The organism is uncultured Alistipes sp. (genome assembly GCF_902388705.1).
Taxonomy (GTDB): Bacteria; Bacteroidota; Bacteroidia; order Bacteroidales; family Rikenellaceae; genus Alistipes.
The window spans coordinates 22,058-40,133 of sequence record NZ_CABMQJ010000010.1 but is presented as its reverse complement, the minus strand read 5'-3'; the positions used below and the strand labels follow the sequence as shown (position 1 = coordinate 40,133).

At 58.7% G+C, this 18,076-nt stretch carries 9 protein-coding genes; 7 read left to right on the top strand and 2 right to left on the bottom strand.

Features of this window, described 5'->3' with window-relative positions; translation table 11 throughout:
* The first annotated feature begins 10 nt into the window (after positions 1-10).
* Together QZT71_RS05100 and QZT71_RS05095 are read left to right on the top strand one after the other, a co-directional pair.
* Positions 11-1,795 (top strand): RagB/SusD family nutrient uptake outer membrane protein, encoded by a 1,785-nt coding sequence (locus QZT71_RS05100; protein WP_295913385.1) that lies wholly within the window; start codon positions 11-13, stop codon positions 1,793-1,795.
* Between the two features lie 11 nt (positions 1,796-1,806).
* The gene (locus tag QZT71_RS05095; protein ID WP_295913384.1) at positions 1,807-2,895 is read left to right on the top strand and encodes a hypothetical protein; all 1,089 of its coding nucleotides are present in this window, start codon (positions 1,807-1,809) and stop codon (positions 2,893-2,895) included.
* A gap of 66 nt (positions 2,896-2,961) precedes the next feature.
* Here the strand turns inward: QZT71_RS05095 and QZT71_RS05090 are convergent, their stop codons facing one another.
* Both QZT71_RS05090 and QZT71_RS05085 read right to left on the bottom strand, forming a co-directional pair.
* Positions 2,962-4,329, bottom strand: a complete 1,368-nt coding sequence (locus tag QZT71_RS05090; RefSeq protein ID WP_295913382.1) for a hypothetical protein — start codon at positions 4,327-4,329, stop codon at positions 2,962-2,964.
* A gap of 204 nt (positions 4,330-4,533) precedes the next feature.
* The gene (locus QZT71_RS05085) at positions 4,534-5,298 is read right to left on the bottom strand and encodes a DeoR/GlpR family DNA-binding transcription regulator (protein ID WP_295913380.1); all 765 of its coding nucleotides are present in this window, start codon (positions 5,296-5,298) and stop codon (positions 4,534-4,536) included.
* Positions 5,299-5,542: 244 nt separating this feature from the next.
* On the opposite strand from QZT71_RS05085, the gene QZT71_RS05080 reads away from it, so the two are divergent.
* The 5 genes from QZT71_RS05080 (at position 5,543) to QZT71_RS05060 (ending at position 18,041) form a co-directional block, all read left to right on the top strand.
* Positions 5,543-6,244 carry an L-ribulose-5-phosphate 4-epimerase gene (locus QZT71_RS05080; RefSeq protein ID WP_295913378.1) on the top strand — a complete coding sequence of 234 codons (702 nt, stop codon included), beginning with the start codon at positions 5,543-5,545 and terminating at the stop codon, positions 6,242-6,244.
* Positions 6,245-6,806: 562 nt separating this feature from the next.
* On the top strand, positions 6,807-10,400 hold the full coding sequence (locus QZT71_RS05075) for a glycoside hydrolase family 38 C-terminal domain-containing protein (RefSeq protein ID WP_295913376.1): 3,594 nt from the start codon (positions 6,807-6,809) through the stop codon (positions 10,398-10,400).
* A gap of 276 nt (positions 10,401-10,676) precedes the next feature.
* Entirely contained in the window at positions 10,677-12,818 is a 2,142-nt protein-coding gene (locus tag QZT71_RS05070; protein ID WP_295913374.1) for a hypothetical protein, read from the top strand.
* Between the two features lie 34 nt (positions 12,819-12,852).
* Positions 12,853-16,026, top strand: a complete 3,174-nt coding sequence (locus QZT71_RS05065; RefSeq protein WP_295913372.1) for a glycosyl hydrolase — start codon at positions 12,853-12,855, stop codon at positions 16,024-16,026.
* Positions 16,023-18,041, top strand: a complete 2,019-nt coding sequence (locus QZT71_RS05060) for a beta-L-arabinofuranosidase domain-containing protein (RefSeq protein WP_295913370.1) — start codon at positions 16,023-16,025, stop codon at positions 18,039-18,041. Before QZT71_RS05065 ends, QZT71_RS05060 begins: the two co-directional genes overlap by 4 nt.
* Positions 18,042-18,076 lie beyond the last annotated feature (35 nt).

Here is an 18,076-nt window from a genome sequence, read left to right as displayed (position 1 = left end):
ACAGAGCACCATGAAAAAAATAATGCATAAAACGGCTGCCGCCGCACTTCTCTGCCTGCTGGCCTCCTGCGACTCGTTCCTGTCGAAAGAGCCTTTCGCGGAGCTCGGCGCGGACACCTATTTCACCAACGAAAAATCGCTGCAGTTGTATGCCGATGGTTTCCTGCAGGAGATGATGCCTTCGGCCGAAACCCTTTTCCGCGGCGACTGCTGGTCGGATTTGGTCGCAACGTCCAGTTCGACCGACTACCTGACCGTGCCCTGGTCGTCGAGCCGGCAGACCGGGTGGAGCTATTCGAACTGGTATGATTTGTTCAATGTCAATTATTTCCTCAAACACATGTACGAAGTGTCGGGCGTGCGCGAGGAAACCCTGAAACACTACGAGGGCGTGGCCCGTTTCTGGCGCGCCTGGTTCTATTACAACAAAGTCCGCACGTTCGGCGCCGTGCCGTGGTACGACGAACCGATCGATGCCGAGGACGATGCGGCGCTCTACAAGGCGCGCGACAGCCGCGAATACGTGATGCGCAAGGTGCTCGAAGACCTCGATTTCGCCGGCACCTATTGCTCTGCGGCTTCGGCCTACACCCAGACTGCGCAGATCGACAAGTGGAAAGCGCTCGCGTTCAAGTCGCGCGTATGCCTGTTCGAGGGTACTTACCGCAAGTACCACACGGTGGATCCCTCGACGGGGCAGCCGTGGACGAGCGACGAGTCGGAGGTCTATCTGCGTGCCTGTGCCGATGCCTGCGAAGAGCTGATGAGCGACGGCCCCTATTCGCTCGTGAGCACGCCGTCGGGGGTGCAGACCCAATACCGGTCGCTCTTTATTTCGGAGGAGCTCAACCGGCAGGAGATTATCTGGGGGCGCGAATACAGCACCAGCCTGGGAATTTACCACACGGCGACGTGGGTGTTCACCTCCCCGACGCAATCCCGCTGGTCGATGACGCGCGCGTTGGCCGACATGTACCTCAATCTCGACGGTTCGCGCTTTACCGACAGGGAGAACCACGACGAGCTTCCTTTTGTCGACGAAACCGCCGGGCGCGACTACCGGATGATGCAGAGCATCGTGACGCCGGGGTATATGAAGGAGGTGGCGGGGGAAAAGGTGCATACCGCACCCGACATGTCGGTATCCCTTACCGGGTACCAGCTCATCAAGTGGTGTTTCGACGACGATCTCCACTCCGGAACCCGCAGCAATAACAGCCTTTCGATTCTGCGCTACGCCGAGGTGCTGCTGAACTATGCCGAGGCGATGGCCGAGCTCAACGGCGGCATTCTCGAGCCTTCGGTTTGGGAGCGTACGATCAAACCGCTGCGCGAGCGTGCGGGCGTTGTGGGAACGCAGCCGCTGACGGCCGACCCTTACCTGGCTTCCTATTACAAGGTTCAGAGCAAAGACCTGCTCGAGATACGGCGTGAGCGCGCTGTGGAGCTGTTGTTGGAAAACCTGCGTTACGACGACCTGATGCGCTGGCACGAGGGCGAGTTGACCAAACGTGTCTGGCAGGGGATTTACATTCCGGCCGTCGGCACGCCGATCGATTTGAACGGCGACGGACAGAACGATTTGTGCGTCGTCGACAGCGATGCCGGAAGCGAGAACGGTGTATACTATATCGATTTGCGCGACGGTTCCTATACCCTTACCGGGGGAACCAGCGGCCTGTTGCAGTATAACCTCGACCGCATCTGGGAGGAGAAGATGTACCTGCGTCCGATTCCCCGGACGGCTACGGGTATCAATCCTGCGCTGGGCCAGAATTACGGATGGTCGGATTGATTTGTGGAAAAATGAAAAGAGTCTATTTTATCCTGTTGCTTGCCGTGGCGGCCACAACGGCCGCCACGGCGGGCAAACCGATTCAGACGAACGATGTCTGGCGGCATCCCGGGGCGGAGCGAACCAATTGCCGCCGGAACGTATGTATTCCCGATATAGAGGGTTACCGCACGCTCAAGTGCGATTTCCATGTGCATACCTGCTTTACCGACGCGCAGGTCTATCCTGCGGGACGCGTGAACGAAGCCTGGAACGACGGACTGGATGTGATTGCCATAACCGACCACTTCGAGATACGCAAGAACAAAGGAATGGAAACCGCCGATATGAACCTGCCGTATGAGATTGCTGCAGCCCGCGGCCGGGAAATCGGCATGCTGGTAATTTCCGGGGGCGAAATCACGCGTCACAAGCCTTTCGGCCATATCAATGCCCTGTTCCTGAAAGATGCGAACCGTTTTCCGCGCGACCGTACGCCGGAGAACGAGCAGGCGGCGCTCGACGAGGCTTTCGCGCAGGAGGCGTATATTTTCTGGAATCATCCGGGGTGGCCCGACGATTCGTGTACGCTCTATCCCATGCACGAGCGGCTGCTGCGCGAGGGGAAGATACACGGCGTGGAGATTTTCAACAGCAAGGAGCATTATCCCCGCGTGCTGCAATGGTACGAACGGATGGGCTTCTCGATGCTGGCCAATTCGGACATCCATTACATGAGCGGCCAGCAGTATCCGGACGGTGTGCTGCGCCCGATGACGCTTGTTTTCGCACGCGAATATACGGTCGAGTCGGTGCGCGAGGCCCTGTTTGCCGGGCGGCTCGTGGCGCTGTACGACAATACGCTGGCCGGGGCGGAGAAGTATATCCGTGCGCTGGTCGGGGAGTCGCTCGCCGTGCGTGTGATCGACGCCCGGAAAGGGACAATCGAACTGTGCAACAAATCGGATATCGAATACAGCATCCGGTATGGCGACTATATGTACCCGGTTGCTATTTACGGGCACCAGACCGTTCGGCTGAATATTCCGAAAGGTACGCGGGTGACATTCGTGAACTGCGTGCTCGGCTATGAAAAGTATTTCGAAACGGAACTTTGGTAGGTCCGCTTGGGTAATGAAAAATCCCGGCTGTACAAAACAGCCGGGATTTTTCATTGCGCCAGGGCGCTATTTCCCTTTGAGGTCGTATTGCAGGACGGCGACTCGCCGTATGTCGTCCGACGAGCGGGAGGCGAATCCGCAGTACAGTACGCCGTCGTGCAGTTTGATGCCTTCGGGTTCCATGAAGCCCGTCGTGGTGAGCCCCTGCCACGAGAGTGCATTCATATCGGCGATGGCGGCTACGGCATGGCGGCTTATGCGGTTGCCCCTGAAGTCGATTACCGTGACGGTGGCCGTCGACGGCGCGGCCCCGTCGTTGTTGTTGCCGGCTCCTTCGTAATAGTATATTTTGCCGTTTTTGACGTCGTGTCCCTGGTTGCCCTGCGTGCCGACGGTCAGCTGGCTGCTTTCCGGCATGACGATGGTCGCCAGCGGCTCCAGCTGCGAAAGGTCTTTTACGACGACGGTCGGGGTTTCGGAAACCTCTTTCTCCCCGCTGTTCATGCCGCCCCAGGTCAGGGCGAAGGAGAGTTGTTTGGGCGTTTCCGGCAGCGCCTTTACTTCACTCAACCGGTAGATGTAGAAGTAGCGTGCGGTATAGTTGCTGTTTACGCACCAGAAAAGTACGATGTCGTTGTCCGCATCGAGCGACGCCTGGAGGTTGCGGCGCCGGGGGAGCCAGTAATGTTCGTGGCATTCCGACGGTTTGAGGGTGCGGCCCGGGGTGTATTTTATGCGGGCGATGGTCTGCGACAGGCCGTAGTCGCCCGCCGAATTGCGTGTGCCGTAGCTGCCTGTCCATATGTAGGTGTCCGCTCCGTCCTGCTCGACGGCGATGTTGTTGCCGTGTCCCGCAAAGGGAAGCAGCATGTAGCTTTCATAGGCGGCATCGGCTTTTTTACGGACGAGGATGACGTTGTGGTTGTTGGTGCCGCGTCCGACCTGCGAACAGTACATATAGCCGTCGGCCCCCAGGTCGAAACTCTGCATGACCGAGTTGTCGCGGAGCATGTGGCCGCTCGTGTAAATCATGCTGCGCGACAAGGGGGAGTCGAGCATGTCCGATTTCAGGACGCGGATTGTCTGCGACGCCTGTTTGAGCTTGTCCGGGGTGCGGACGGAGAGGCGTGCCTCCCCGGGTGCTTCCCCGCGGATTATCCCGTCGGCGGATACCGGGGCGATCGCGGGGGCGGACGTGAGCCATGTCAGCCCGTACGGGTTGTCTTCGGTATAGGCTTCCGTGCCGGTGCCCGTATATAAATATAGGTCGGGAAGCGCCTGTTCACCGGTGTAGATGTCGAACGTGCGGTTGGTGAAGCGCAGGTTGTCGACAGCCGTGTCGCCGGGGCCTTCCCCGTCCGAGTCCGAGCCGCATGCCGCCAACGTGCATAGCGCGGATGTCAGCAGAATGCGGGTGAGTACATTGTTTTTCATTTTGTCGTTATTTGTAGGTTGTAGTTCGATACAAATATAACAAAATAAAAATTATGTTTAGAAACGAAAATGTAAAAATCTTCTGAAAATTACCGATTTTGCCTGAAACGTTCCTTTCCGCAACATGTGTGGCTCTAAAAAGAGGGTTATATGAAAAAAGAGGAATCCGCAGGATTCCTCTTTTTATTTTCGGATGCCGGATTGTCAGACGGTGATTACGTCGACTCCGGCCGCTTCGAGCGTGGCTTTGATTTGGGCCGGAAGCTGGTTGTCGGTGATCAGGATGTCGATGTCCTCGATGGAGCATATCCGGCCGAATCCCCGGCGTCCTATTTTTGAGGAATCGGTCAGTACGATGCTTTGCGAGGCCGATTTCATCATCTTCTGTGTCAGCGTCGCCTCCTCGACCGTTGCACACGTGATACCGAATTCGGGGTCGATGCCGTCTACGCCGAAAAACAGTTTCGAGCAGATCAGGTTCTGGAATCCCTGCGCTGCGTATTCGCCGCGCACGGAGAGGGAGTTGCCGTGCAGGACGCCTCCGAGCTGCAGTACCGTCACGTCGGGCTCGTCGCTCAACAGCATCGAAACCCGCAGCGACGGAGTGACGACGTTGAGGTGCCCGATGGGGTGTAATACCTCGGCGAAAGCGTACAGCGTCGAGCCCGATGCGACGATGATCGAGTCGTTTTCGTGGATCAGCTTCGAGGCCCGGACTCCGATTTTGTGCTTCGTTTCGCTGTTGATATGGCTTTTCACCTCGACGTTGACGTCTGCAACGTGTGGATTTATAGGGCTGGCGCTGCCGTGTGCGCGGTAGAGCAGCTGCTTGCTTTCGAGGAACCTCATGTCCTTGCGAATGGTGGCCCGGGTCACGTTGAGCTCGTCCGCCATGTCGGCTATGCGGACGAATCCGTGTTTGTTGAGCGTGTCAAGGATGTACTTGTGTCTTTCGGCTATGCTTAACATTTGCGCTTCGGTTTATTTTGCTGGTTTAATTTCATTTACAAATGTACGAATTTTTTATTGCAAACCAAAACAAACTCCTGTTTCTTTCGAAATGACACCCGTTTATTTTCGTTTGTGAGGCATTGGTGTGTATATTTTGGTTTGTTTTGCATGTATAAATTCGTTTCGTGTTTGATTGTTGTTGGAAAAATTTTCGTTTTGTGATTTTTATTCCTATATTTGTTGTGTCCTAAATAAACTGTCTATGGAGCTGGCTTTGCTGAAAGAACAAGTATTCCGTGCGAACCTCGCATTGGTCGAGCACGATTTGGTTATTTTTACGTGGGGCAACGTAAGCGGTATCGACCGCGACCGCGGATTGGTCGTTATCAAACCGAGCGGCGTGCCGTACGACCGGATGACGGCCGCGCAGATGGTCGTGCTGGATCTCGACGGGCATGTCGTGGAGGGAGCGCTCAACCCCTCCTCCGATGCCCCTACACACCTTGAAATATATAAGGCGTTTCCCGAGGTGGGAGGCGTCGTGCATACCCATTCGACCTATGCGACCGCCTGGGCGCAGGCCGAATGCGCGATTCCCGTCGTGGGAACGACCCATGCGGACTATTTTTACGGGGAGGTACCCTGTACGCGGAGTATGACGTGCGAAGAGGTCGCCGGGGAGTATGAGCGGCAGACGGGACTGGTGATTGTGGAAACTTTCAGCGGGCGGAACGCGATGCATACGCCGGCCATACTGGTCGCCAACCACGGGCCGTTTTCATGGGGCCGTACGCCTGAAGAGGCCGTGCACAACAGCGTCGTGCTGGAACAGGTGGCGAAGATGGCTTACGTAAGCCACTCCCTGAACAGCCGGATGCCGATGAACGATTTGTTGACGGAAAAACATTACAACCGCAAGCACGGGGCCAATGCCTACTACGGACAGAAGATAACGAAATACTGATCCGGGCGGTTTTATATGCTTTCTGCTACGGCCGTGCGCAGAAAACCCGTGCCGTTCCCGGGACAGGCGGGATGTTGTGTGAAAAATAAGTTCTCCCCCGTTGCAGTTATCTGCAACGGGGGTTACCGTGTTCGGACAGGACGCGGTTGCGCGGCGTGGCGGCTGTCGGCGGCCGGCTTTTGCATGTGCGGCTCTCCTGTCTTTTGCGTGCTTTTACATCGCTGCCTGATTACCTCGCTCTTCGGCGGCTTCTTTGGCATAGGGCCGGTGGTGTCGCCCTCGCCCTCCGGTGTGTTCCGGTTCCGACCCTATGCCCTTCACCGCGTATCCCCCGGATGCCTTCGTTCCGCGGTTCGGGGAGCTGGGGATTTTTTCGCGCCTGCCCTCGCTTTTTCCCCGTTTTCCGGGGAAACTGGCCTCAAAGAGGGGATATTTCCCCGATTTGTCAAAAGGTCATACTAATATGTCATTTAAAAATAATTTTGCCGGGCTGTTTTTGAGTAATTTCGGAACCTGAATGAAGTATAGTTTTTTATCTTGAATAGTCAAACCCAACCAAATCATGAAACACACCCTGTTTTGTCTGGTTTCCCTGCTCCTGCTGGCATCGGCGTCGGCGCAGGAGAAACCGAAAGCCTATTTAGTTTCCAACGCCCATTTCGACTCCCAATGGAACTGGGACGTACAGCGTTCGATCAGCGAATACATTCCGAAAACGCTCGACCAGAACCTGTTCCTGCTCGGGAAGTACCCGGACTACATATTCAATTTCGAAGGGGGAATCAAATATTCGTGGATGAAGGAGTATTATCCCCATCAGTACGAGTTGATTAAGAAATATATTGCCGAGGGGCGCTGGCACGTTACGGGCAGTACGTGGGACGCCACCGACCCGAATATCCCGTCCGCGGAGTCGTTTACACGCAATATATTGTACGGCCAGCGCTTTTACCGCAGCGAATTCGGGGTCGAGGGCACGGATATCTTCCTGCCGGACTGCTTCGGGTTCGGCTGGACGCTTCCCACGATTGCCGCGCATAGCGGACTTATCGGTTTCTCGACGCAGAAGCTGATGTGGCGCCACAAGCCCTTTTACGGCGAGAGCAAGGTGCCGTTCGAAATCGGCCTCTGGCAGGGTGTCGACGGTTCGCGAATCATGGCCGTGATGGATGCCCATAACTATACGACCAAGTGGCGTTACGAGGATTTGAGCCGGAGCGGGTATCTGGCCGGGCTGGCCGGACGGAGCCCCCTGAATGCCGTCTACCACTACTACGGAACGGGCGATACGGGCGGTGCGCCTACGATTGAGTCGGTGCGGGCGTTGGAGCTGGGTTTGCAGGGCAGCGGCCCTGTGGAGATTGTCAGCGCTACGAGCGACCGCCTCTACAAGGACTACCTTCCCTATGCGAATCATCCCGAACTTCCGGTGTGGGACGGTGAGCTGCTGATGGACGTGCACGCCACGGGCTGCTACACGTCGCAGGCGGCCATGAAGCTTTATAACCGCCGCAACGAACTGCTTGCCGATGCGGCCGAGCGGAGTGCCGTCGCTGCGGACTGGCTCGGCGCCGCGGCCTATCCGAAGCAATTGCTTACGGAGGCGTGGAAGCGCTTTATCTGGCATCAGTTCCACGACGATTTGACCGGAACCAGCATCCCGAGGGCTTACGAATTCTCGTGGAACGACGAATTGATTTCAATGAAACAGTTTGCAGGTGTGCTGACAACCTCCGTCGGCGCCGTTTCGCGCGCCCTCGATACGCGGGTGAAAGGCACGCCCGTCGTGATTTACAATCCGGCCGGGTTCCCCGTGTCGGATGTCGTCGAAGTGACGCTGCCGGTCGCAGGAGCGAAATTCGCCGTATACGACGACAAAGGCGCCCGGGTTCCGTCCCAGGTGCTCGACAGCCGGGACGGTAAAACCCGGCTGTTGGTGCGGGCTGCCGTACCGGCGTCGGGGTATGTGGTCTACGACGTCCGCAAGGGCGGTGGCGGCAAGGCTTCCCCGGCGCTGAAAGCGACGGAAACGGGCCTCGAAAACAGCATCTACAAGCTTACCCTCGACCGGAACGGCGACATCGGATCGATCATCGACAAGCGCAGCGGCAGGGAGCTCGTGGCTCCGGGCAAATCCGTGCGGCTTGCACTCTTTACCGATAACGAGTCGTTCAGCTGGCCGGCCTGGGAAATCCTGAAGAAGACCCTGGATGCCGAACCGCGTGCCGTTACGGGCGACGTGAAAGTTACCGTGGCTGAAAACGGGCCCCTACGGGCGTCGGTCTGCGTGGAACGTACCCACGGAGATTCGCATTTCCGTCAGTGGATTACCCTGACCGAGGGCGCGCAGGCCGACCGGATCGACCTTGTGAACGACATCGACTGGCAAAGTACGAATGCTTTGCTGAAAGCCGAATTCCCGCTCGCCGTGTCGAACGAAAAGGCCGTATACGACCTGGGCGTGGGCTCCGTGGCGCGTGGTAACAACACCCCGACCGCATACGAGGTCTATGCGCAGCAGTGGGCCGACCTGACCCATGCCGACGGCAGCTACGGCGTATCGGTGCTCAACGACAGCAAGTACGGCTGGGACAAACCCGCTGACAACGTGCTGCGCCTGACGCTGCTGCATACGCCCAAGACCAAGGGCGGCTATGCCTACCAGGACAGACAGGATTTCGGCCGCCATATCTTCACCTATTCCATCGTGGGCCACGACGGCGATTACCGTGCGGCGCAGACGGTGCAGAAAGCCGAGGTGCTCAACCAGCCCCTCACGGCGTTCGTCGCTCCCAAACACGGCGGTTCGCTCGGCAGGAGTTTTTCGTTCGCCTGCTCGCGGAACGACAACGTGGCGCTGCGCGCACTGAAACAGGCCGAGGACTCGGAGGAATACGTCGTGCGTTTCTACGAAACATCCGGAGTGCAGTCGCAGGATGCCGTCGTGGAGTTCGCCGCCGACATCGTCGCGGCCAAAGAGTTGAACGGTGTCGAGGATGAAACGGGGCCTGCCGATTTCAGCGGCCGTGAACTCCGTTTCGAAATAAAGCCTTTCGGCATGAAGACGTTCCGGGTGAAACTCGCCGCTCCCGCTAAAATGCTTGCTCCTGCGGCAACGGCTTGTGTGGAACTGCCCTGCAATGTCAAGACGGCCTCCTATAACTCGTTCCGTTCGGATGCGAATTTCGACGGCAAGGGCAACTCCTATGCGGCCGAACTGATACCCGGGCAGATCGAATACGGGGGCGTCGGCTTCCGCCTCGGCGACAGCGCCGCCGAGAACGGTGTCAAGTGCCGCCGCGACACGATCGCACTGCCGCAGGGCAATTACAACAAACTCTATCTGCTGGCCGCATCGACGCAGCACGACGTCCTTGCCGCGTTTACCGTCGACGGCAAAGAGCAGGAGGTGATCGTGCCCTATTACAGCGGTTTCGTAGGGCAGTGGGGACACACCGGACACACCGAAGCGTTCCTTAAACCCGCCGATGTGGCATTCGTGGGAACGCACCGCCACAACCTGGTTCAGAACAAGGACCTGCCCTACGAGTTTACCTATATGTTCTGTATCGGACTCGATATTCCCGCCGGCGCGAAACAGCTCGTCCTGCCGGACAATCCGCGTGTGGTGGTCTTTGCGGCGACCGTCGCCGACGATGTGAACAATGCGGTTGCGCCCGCCTGCGACCTGCTGCGCGTGGCGCTTCCCGCGAAAGGGGCCGATGCTGCGGAGGTGCTCCGCAAGAACCTCGTTTACGGGAAACCCGTTGTCGGGCGTTCGGGACAGGTCAACAGCTCGGAGCGGGCGGAGTGCGCCCTGGACGACGACATCTCGACCAAGTGGTGCGATTACAGCGATGCGAAGCCCAAATTCATCAGCATCGACATGCAGCAGGAAACGCCTGTACGGGGGTGGACTGTCATGCACGGCGGGCTGGAAGCGCTCGACTTCATAACCAAAGAATACAGCCTGCAGGTCAAGTCGAATCCCGACGACGAGTGGAAGACGGTCGATACGGTTTACGACAACACTGCACTGGAAACCGACTGGCTGCTGGCCGAGCCCGTCAAAGCCCGCTTTGTCCGTCTGCTGGTCACGAAACCCGACCAGAGCGAGGGCAATACGACGCGTATCTATGAATTCTCCGTATATTAACGGCATGCGGATGTGGTAAAGGGGGTGGGAACTGCCGTTAGTTCCCGCCCTTTTTTCGGTGTCGCCCCGCCCTGGGGGCGTGCAATTCGCAGTGCGCAGCCGGAAAACCGTTCGGTCAAAATACACAGACTAAAAATCAATTTATCCGGCTGTTGTTTTGAAAATAAAGGGCATTTTTGTATTTCGGAAAAATCGGTTCCGGCCGTGTTCCGTGTGGTTTCGGGCCGGAGTGTTCCGAACCGTTGTAATAGAATGCTAACTTAACCCCGATTCGATATGACTGTTGGAATCCTGTCCGGGCGCCTGTTCCGGAACGCCAAGGCGAATGCCGCCCTTTTGTTCGTATCCGCGTTGATGCTGGCCGCTCCTGTCCATGCCGCAAAGAAGATAGACCGGAAAGCGGTCGTGACGCGGCACAACCCCGAAATCCGCGAATGCGGCCTCCGGGGCCCGTTGCAGGTCGGGAACGGGGAGTTCGCATTCGGGTTCGACATCAGCGGACTGCAGACTTTCTCCGACAACGCGAATACGATGTCTAACTGGGGTTGGTACCGTTTTCCGCTGCCGCAGGGCCAGCGCCCCGAAGATTTCCGGGGCGCGGAATGGAATGCGCAGGGCCGCATGGTGCGGTACGACATTCCGAATCCCGGACAGGGCGAACTGCGCGACTGGATGGTGCGGAATCCCCAACGGATTAACCTCGGACGCATGGGACTTATACTGGTGAAAGACGACGGCACGCGCGCCGCCCCCGAAGACCTTGCCGATCCCGTGCAGCGGCTCGACCTCTGGACGGGCACGGCGACGAGCCGTTACAATATCGATGGCCGGGAGGTGACCGTGACCACCGTCGGGCATCCGGACAGGGATGCCGTGGCCGTCAGGATTACGTCGGAGAAGGTGGCCGACGGGACGATCGGCGTTTTTCTGCGTTTCCCGTTTCCGTCGAATGCGGAGTTCGGCAGTGCCGCCGACTGGAACTCTCCCGGCAGGCACCGGACGGAACTCGCGCCCGGCGATCACCGGGCCAGCTTCCACCGCACCCTCGGCGACACGAATTACGATGTCCATATAGCCTGGGACAACGGTGCCGTGCTGCGCGAGGTGCGGGAACACGCCTACGAGTTGTTTCCCGCGACCGACGCGCACGAGATAAGTTTCGTTGTCTGCTTCGACAAGGTTGTCGGCAACTCCGCAATCCCTACTTTTGCGCAGACTGTACGAGCGAGTGTCCGGCACTGGCAGGAGTTCTGGGAGAGCGGCGGCGCTGTCGACCTCTCGGGAAGTACCGACCCGCGCTGGAAAGAGCTCGAGCGGCGTGTGGTGCTTTCGCAGTACGTGATGGCCGTGAACGAGGCCGGATCGCTTCCGCCGCAGGAGAGCGGCCTTGTCAACAACGGTTGGTACGGCAAGTACCACCACGAGATGATTTGGTGGCACTGCACCCATTACGCCCTGTGGGGGCGTTGGGAGATGGCCTCCCGCATGATGGAGGTTTTCCCGGACAACCTGGAAACCTACAGGCGGAAGGCCGCCTTGCAGGGCTATGAGGGGGCTCGCTGGCCGAAGACCATCGGCGACCATGCATGGTGGGAGTGGCCGCTGGAAACCACGGCGCTGCTTATCTGGCAGCAGCCGCACCCGATTTTCTATGCCGAACTCGAATACCGGCAGCATCCCACGCGCGAAACGCTCGAAAAATGGCGGGACGTGGTTTTCGAAACCGCCGATTTCATGGCTTCGTATGCTCATTACAACGAGGCGGAAGACCGTTATATTTTGGGATACCCGTTGCAGGTCGTGGGTGAGAACGCCGATCCGCGGACGACAATCAATCCGACGTTCGAATTGAGCTACTGGCTCACCGGCCTGCGTATCGCCTGCGAATGGCGCGAACGGCTGGAGATGGCTCCCAAAGCGGAATACGAACGTGTGTGCGACAAACTTTCGCCGCTGCCCGTGCAGGAGGGCGTATATGTTTCGTGGGAGAATATCGAGCAGATGTGGACGCGTTACAACTGGGAGCACCCGGCGCTTATCGGCGCCTACGGCATGCTGCCCGGCGACGGGGTGGACATTCCCACGATGGAGCGTACGCTGATGAAAGTCCATCGCGAATGGAAACTGCACGAAACCTGGGGATGGGATTTCCCGATGCTCGCCATGTGCGCCGCGCGGCTCGGAAAACCCGAAATGGCAGTCGCATACCTGCTGGACTATCCGGCGTTCGATTTCGATGCCTGCGGGCTGGTCGGCGGCGGCCGAGCCCCGTTCCCCTATTTCCCGGGCAACGGCGGACTGCTGTACGCCGTGGCGATGATGGCTGCCGGTTGGGACGGTGCGCCTTCGGACAATGCTCCCGGATTCCCGAAAAAAGGGTGGACGGTCAAACACGAGGGGCTGTACAAGGCGCTGTAATGCCGAATGGACGAAACCTAAAAATGTCGATGATATGCGAATCTTTTCAATTGTTCTTTTTCTGTCGGTAATTGCCGGGACGGACGTTTCGGCGCAGGCCGATTTCAGCCTGGCTCCCGTGACGAAAATCACTCCCGGGGAGTTGGCCGGCAAATTCGCAGCGCCGCCCGGCGAGGCCGGAATGTCGTGCTACTGGTGGTGGCTGAACGGTGTGGCCACCAAGGAATCGATTACCCGCGACCTCGAGCAGATGAAAGCCAAAGGGTACGGCTCGGCTTCGATTATCGATGCCGGGGGATTCAACCAGGTGACCGGCAAACCCGAACCCGGCGAAGTGTTCCTCTCGCCCGGATGGATGGAGCTCTACCGGCATGCCGTGCGCGAGGCCGACCGGTTGGGAATTGCCCTCGCGGTCAATGCGACGAGCGGCTGGAATCCCGGCGGACCGTTTATTACGCCGGAATTGGCCCTGAAAAAACTGACCTGGTCGGAAACCGATGTCGACGGAGGCTGCCGGGTCGAGCTGGCGCTGGCGCAGCCGCCGACGTGGTATATGTATAAGGATGTCTGCGTGCAGGCGGTGCGAAAAGCCCCGGAAGGTACGCCGATGCGAGATGCCGCCATTCCGAACTGGTCGGCCAAGGCGTTTTTCAGCGGCCTGGGATTTCAGGAGATATTTCCGCTCGAAAAATTGAGCGCCGATTTTTATTACGACTCCGGTGCCGAACCCCTCCGGAAAGGGGAGATTCTCGACCTGACGGAGTTTTTCGACGGCAGGACGCTGAAATGGGATGCCCCTGCGGGCGAATGGACGATTCTCCGCTACGGCTGGACCTGCACCGGGGCCCATACTTCGACTTCGAGCGACGGATGGAGCGGCCTGTCGCTCGACCACCTGAATCCCGAGGCTTTCGAAGCATACAGCGACAACGTGCTGAAACCGCTGATCCGTGCGGCGAAAGAGGAGGGCAACAGCGTCAAGTTCCTGCTGACCGACAGCTGGGAAATGGGAGTCGTCAACTGGACGAACCGTTTTCCCGAAGAGTTCCGCAAATTCCGGGGATACGACCTTTGGAGTTACCTGCCGGTGATGACCGGCCGTGTCGTCGACAGCCCCGAAGTGTCGAACCGTTTCTTGCAGGATATCCGCCGTACGGTCAGCGACTGCATCCTGAACTACCACTACAAATTGTTCCGGGAACTGGCCAACGAGAACGGCATGCTGATAGACCCCGAGGCGGGAGGCCCGTGCTATACCCCGGTCGACGCGCTGGAAGTGATGGGCGCCTGCGACATTCCCCATGGCGAATACTGGGCACGCTCCACGTCGCACGTCGCTTCGGAACAGGCACGCCTGTCGGTGCGGCAGAGCGCCTGCGCTGCGCATACCAACGGCAAGCGGTTCGTCGAGGCCGAGGGTCCGACCAGCATCGGGCCGCATTGGGAACGCTCCCCGCGCGACCTGAAAGGGCTTGTCGACCGCATATTCTGTTCGGGCGTCAACCGCCTCGTATGGCATACGTTCACCACTTCGCCCGAGGAGTACGGAACGCCCGGAATCGAATATTTCGCTGGCACGCACCTCAATCCGAACGTGACGTGGTGGGAGCAGGCGGGGGATTTCGTCGGCTACATCGACCGCTGTTCGTATCTGCTCCAGCAGGGACTCTTCGTGGCCGATGTACTCTATTACAACGGCGACGACGTTCCCAACATGGTCTTCCTGAAAGAGGAAGTGACCGACCTGGAGCCCGGCTACGACTGGGATAAATGTTCGAAAGACGTGATTCTGAACCGCCTGTCGGTCGAGGACGGCCGGTTGGTGCTTCCGGACGGAATGTCGTACCGGATACTGGTGCTGCCCCGCCTCGAACAGATCGACCTCGACGTAATGCGCAGAATCGAGCGTCTGGTACTGGACGGCATGGTGCTCGTCGGCGAGCCGCCGCGGCGGACGACCGGGTTGGCGCATTATCCCGACGGCGATGGGGAGCTGAACGAAATCGTGAACCGTATGTGGCGGTGCAATGCGGGCAGCTGGCTGGACGGTGTCAACCGCACCGAGAACGTTTACGGCAAGGGCCGCGTCATCCGCGGGCAGAAGTTGAGCCATGTATTGGCGTCGCTCCGGGCACCTTCCGATTTCTCGTATGTGTCCGACGACCCGGCGACCCGGCTCGATTATATCCACCGGGCAACGGAACGGCAGGATATCTATTTCGTTACGAACCGCTTTGCGATGAACGGCATAAACGACTATTACTACCGCTACCTGCCCGTTGCGTACGACCGTTTCGAACAGGTGGAGTGCCGTTTCCGGGTGGCGGGGAAAAGACCCGAATTCTGGAATCCGCACACGGGCGAGATTACCCCCGTCGTCTGCTATTACGAGAAAGACGACTGCACGTACATTCCCATGCACTTCGCTCCCGAGGGCTCGGTATTCGTCGTATTCACGGCGGACGGCGCAGGCGGCGAGCACATCGTACGGGTCGACCGCAGCGGCGGGACGCTCTTTCCGCAGCGGCCGTCGGTCCGTTATCCGGCCGTCGGGTTCGAAAAGGCCGGGGAGGAGATTTATGCCGTTGTTTCCGACCCGGGACAGTATACCGTTTACTGGTCTAACGGGAATACCTCTGCCGTCGGGGCGGAAAACCTGCCTGCGGAGATGACCGTGGGCGGCGACTGGCGCGTGCGCTTCGATCCTGCATGGGGTCCGACAGAGCCCGTGACTTTCGGCCGGCTGGTTTCGTGGACCGAATCGTCCGAACCCCTGATCCGGTATTACTCGGGAAAAGCGGTTTATGAAAATGAATTCGACCTGGATAAAAAGCAGATTCGGGATAAAAAAATCGTGCTGGATTTGGGCAATGTGCAGGATGTGGCCGTGATTCGCCTGAACGGCCACGAGTTTCCAGTTTCGTGGTGCTCCCCCTATGAGGTCGACATAACACCGTATGTCAGGGCGGGACGCAACAGCCTGTCGGTCGATGTGGTGAACCTCTGGCCCAACCGGCTGATTGGGGACGGCAAACTGCCGCCCGGGGAGCGGACGACCCGAAGCAATATCAGCAAATACGACGCTCCCGATGCCGGGAAGTACATGCGGGTTTCGGGCCTGCTGGGCCCGGTGCGGGTGCGGTTCTTCGAAAAGACGAAAATTACGCCGCAGGGCAAAAACCGAAAGACAAAAACCGATACGATATGAATTGTTTGAAAACACTGTTGCTGGCGTTCGCCCTTTTTCCCGCTGCGGGTTTCGCGGCGGGCGGGGATGCGGCGTCCTATGTCTGTAATCGGGCGCCGCTGGCACCGAAAGCCTATGCAGAACTGCCGCTCGGGGCTATCCGCGCACGGGGGTGGCTGCTCGAAATGCTGGAACGCCAGCGATCGGGTGCCACCGGACAGATGGATCGGCTCTATCCCGCGGTCATGGGACCGCGCAACGGCTGGCTGGGCGGCGACGGCGACCAGTGGGAGCGCGGCCCCTATTGGATTGACGGGTTGCTGCCGCTGGCCTATATCCTCGATGACGAGGAGCTTAAGGCCAAGGTGCGGCCCTGGGTGGAGTGGGCGTTGCGAAGCCAGCGCGAGGACGGCTATTTCGGCCCTGCGCAGGATTATCCCTATGAACCCGGCCTGCAGCGGGACAACTCGGCCGACTGGTGGCCGCGGATGGTGGTGCTGAAGATACTCCAGCAATACTATTCTGCGACGGGCGACGAACGGGTAGTCGGCTTCATGACCCGCTATTTCCGCTACCAGTTGAAAACCCTGCCCGAGAAACCGCTGGGACACTGGACTTTCTGGGCCCGTTACCGGCAGTGCGACAATTTACAGGCCGTTTATTGGCTTTACAACATAACGGGCGACGGGTTCCTGCTGGAGCTGGGCGACCTGCTGCACAGCCAGGGTCACGATTTTACCCGGATGTTCCTTTGTTCGGACGACCTGAAATGCTTCGGCTCCATCCACTGTGTCAATCTGGCGCAGGGCATCAAGGAGCCGGTAATTTATTATCAGCACCATCCCGACCCGAAGTATATCGAAGCGGTGAAAAAAGGGCTGTCGGATCTCCGGTTGCTGCACGGCCAGCCGCAGGGCATGTTCGGCGGCGACGAAGGCCTGCACGGCAACAATCCCACGCAGGGCTCGGAGTTGTGTTCGGCGGTCGAGTTGATGTATTCGCTCGAGAAGATGACCGAAATCACGGGCGACGTGGGGTTTGCCGACCACCTCGAGCGCATTGCTTTCAATGCCCTGCCGGCGCAGGTAACTGACGATTTCATGCACAAGCAGTATTTCCAGCAGCCCAACCAGGTGATGGTCACCCGCCATACGCACAACTTCTACGAGGATGCCAACCATGCCGGGACGGACATCGTTTTCGGTACGCTCTCGGGGTATCCCTGCTGCTTTTCGAACATGCACCAGGGGTGGCCCAAGTTTACGCAGAATCTGTGGTATGCCGCGCCCGGTAACGGGGTTGCGGCGATGCTCTATTCGCCCTCCGAAGTTACACTGGAAGCCGGCGGACGCCAAGTGACAATCACCGAGGATACGGCCTATCCGGTGGAGGAGGAAATCCGCTTCACGCTCCGGATTGCAGGGCGGAAAGCCGCCGTGAAATTCCCGTTCCACCTGCGGATTCCCGCCTGGTGCGAGGGGGCGGAAATCAGCCTGAACGGGGAGCGGATAGAGAATCCCCGCGGCGGCGCCATAGCCGTTCTCGACCGGGAGTGGCGCGACGGCGATCGGCTGGTGCTCCGCTTGCCGATGGAAGTGAGAACGAGCCGCTGGTACGAAAATTCCGTCGCTGTGGAGCGCGGGCCGCTGGTATATGCGCTCGCCATGCGGGAAAAGTGGGAGAAAAAGTCGTTCGGCGGCGCCGCCGCGCAGTTCGGCGATGAATATTGCGAAGTGACCTCTGCGGACAAATGGAATTACGGGATTGTCGCACGTGCTGCCGAGCACCCCGGAGAGCATTTTTTCGTATCTTTGGATAAGGAAAAACAACAGGGCCGCTTTTTCTGGAATCCCGACGGAGCCCCGGTGCGCATACGGATGAAAGCCCGCGAGATTCCGAGCTGGACGCTGTACAACGAAATGGCGGGACCCCTGCCGTATTCCGTAGGTGCGACCCCCTGTCCGGAAGAGGAGATTGAACTGATTCCGTACGGCTGTACGACGCTGCGCATTTCCGAGTTTCCGCTGGTGCGGTAACCGCCCGAGTGAGTTGTTTATTAATATCAGATACC

What these genes read in the sequence shown, in the direction of transcription:
- QZT71_RS05090 (WP_295913382.1), bottom strand. Translation starts at nt 4,329, where the DNA reads ATGAAAAACAATGTACTCACCCGCATTCTGCTGACATCCGCGCTATGC.
- QZT71_RS05085 (WP_295913380.1), bottom strand. Translation starts at nt 5,298, where the DNA reads ATGTTAAGCATAGCCGAAAGACACAAGTACATCCTTGACACGCTCAAC.
- QZT71_RS05100 (WP_295913385.1), top strand. Translation starts at nt 11, where the DNA reads ATGAAAAAAATAATGCATAAAACGGCTGCCGCCGCACTTCTCTGCCTG.
- QZT71_RS05075 (WP_295913376.1), top strand. Translation starts at nt 6,807, where the DNA reads ATGAAACACACCCTGTTTTGTCTGGTTTCCCTGCTCCTGCTGGCATCG.
- QZT71_RS05080 (WP_295913378.1), top strand. Translation starts at nt 5,543, where the DNA reads ATGGAGCTGGCTTTGCTGAAAGAACAAGTATTCCGTGCGAACCTCGCA.
- QZT71_RS05095 (WP_295913384.1), top strand. Translation starts at nt 1,807, where the DNA reads ATGAAAAGAGTCTATTTTATCCTGTTGCTTGCCGTGGCGGCCACAACG.
- QZT71_RS05070 (WP_295913374.1), top strand. Translation starts at nt 10,677, where the DNA reads ATGACTGTTGGAATCCTGTCCGGGCGCCTGTTCCGGAACGCCAAGGCG.
- QZT71_RS05060 (WP_295913370.1), top strand. Translation starts at nt 16,023, where the DNA reads ATGAATTGTTTGAAAACACTGTTGCTGGCGTTCGCCCTTTTTCCCGCT.
- QZT71_RS05065 (WP_295913372.1), top strand. Translation starts at nt 12,853, where the DNA reads ATGCGAATCTTTTCAATTGTTCTTTTTCTGTCGGTAATTGCCGGGACG.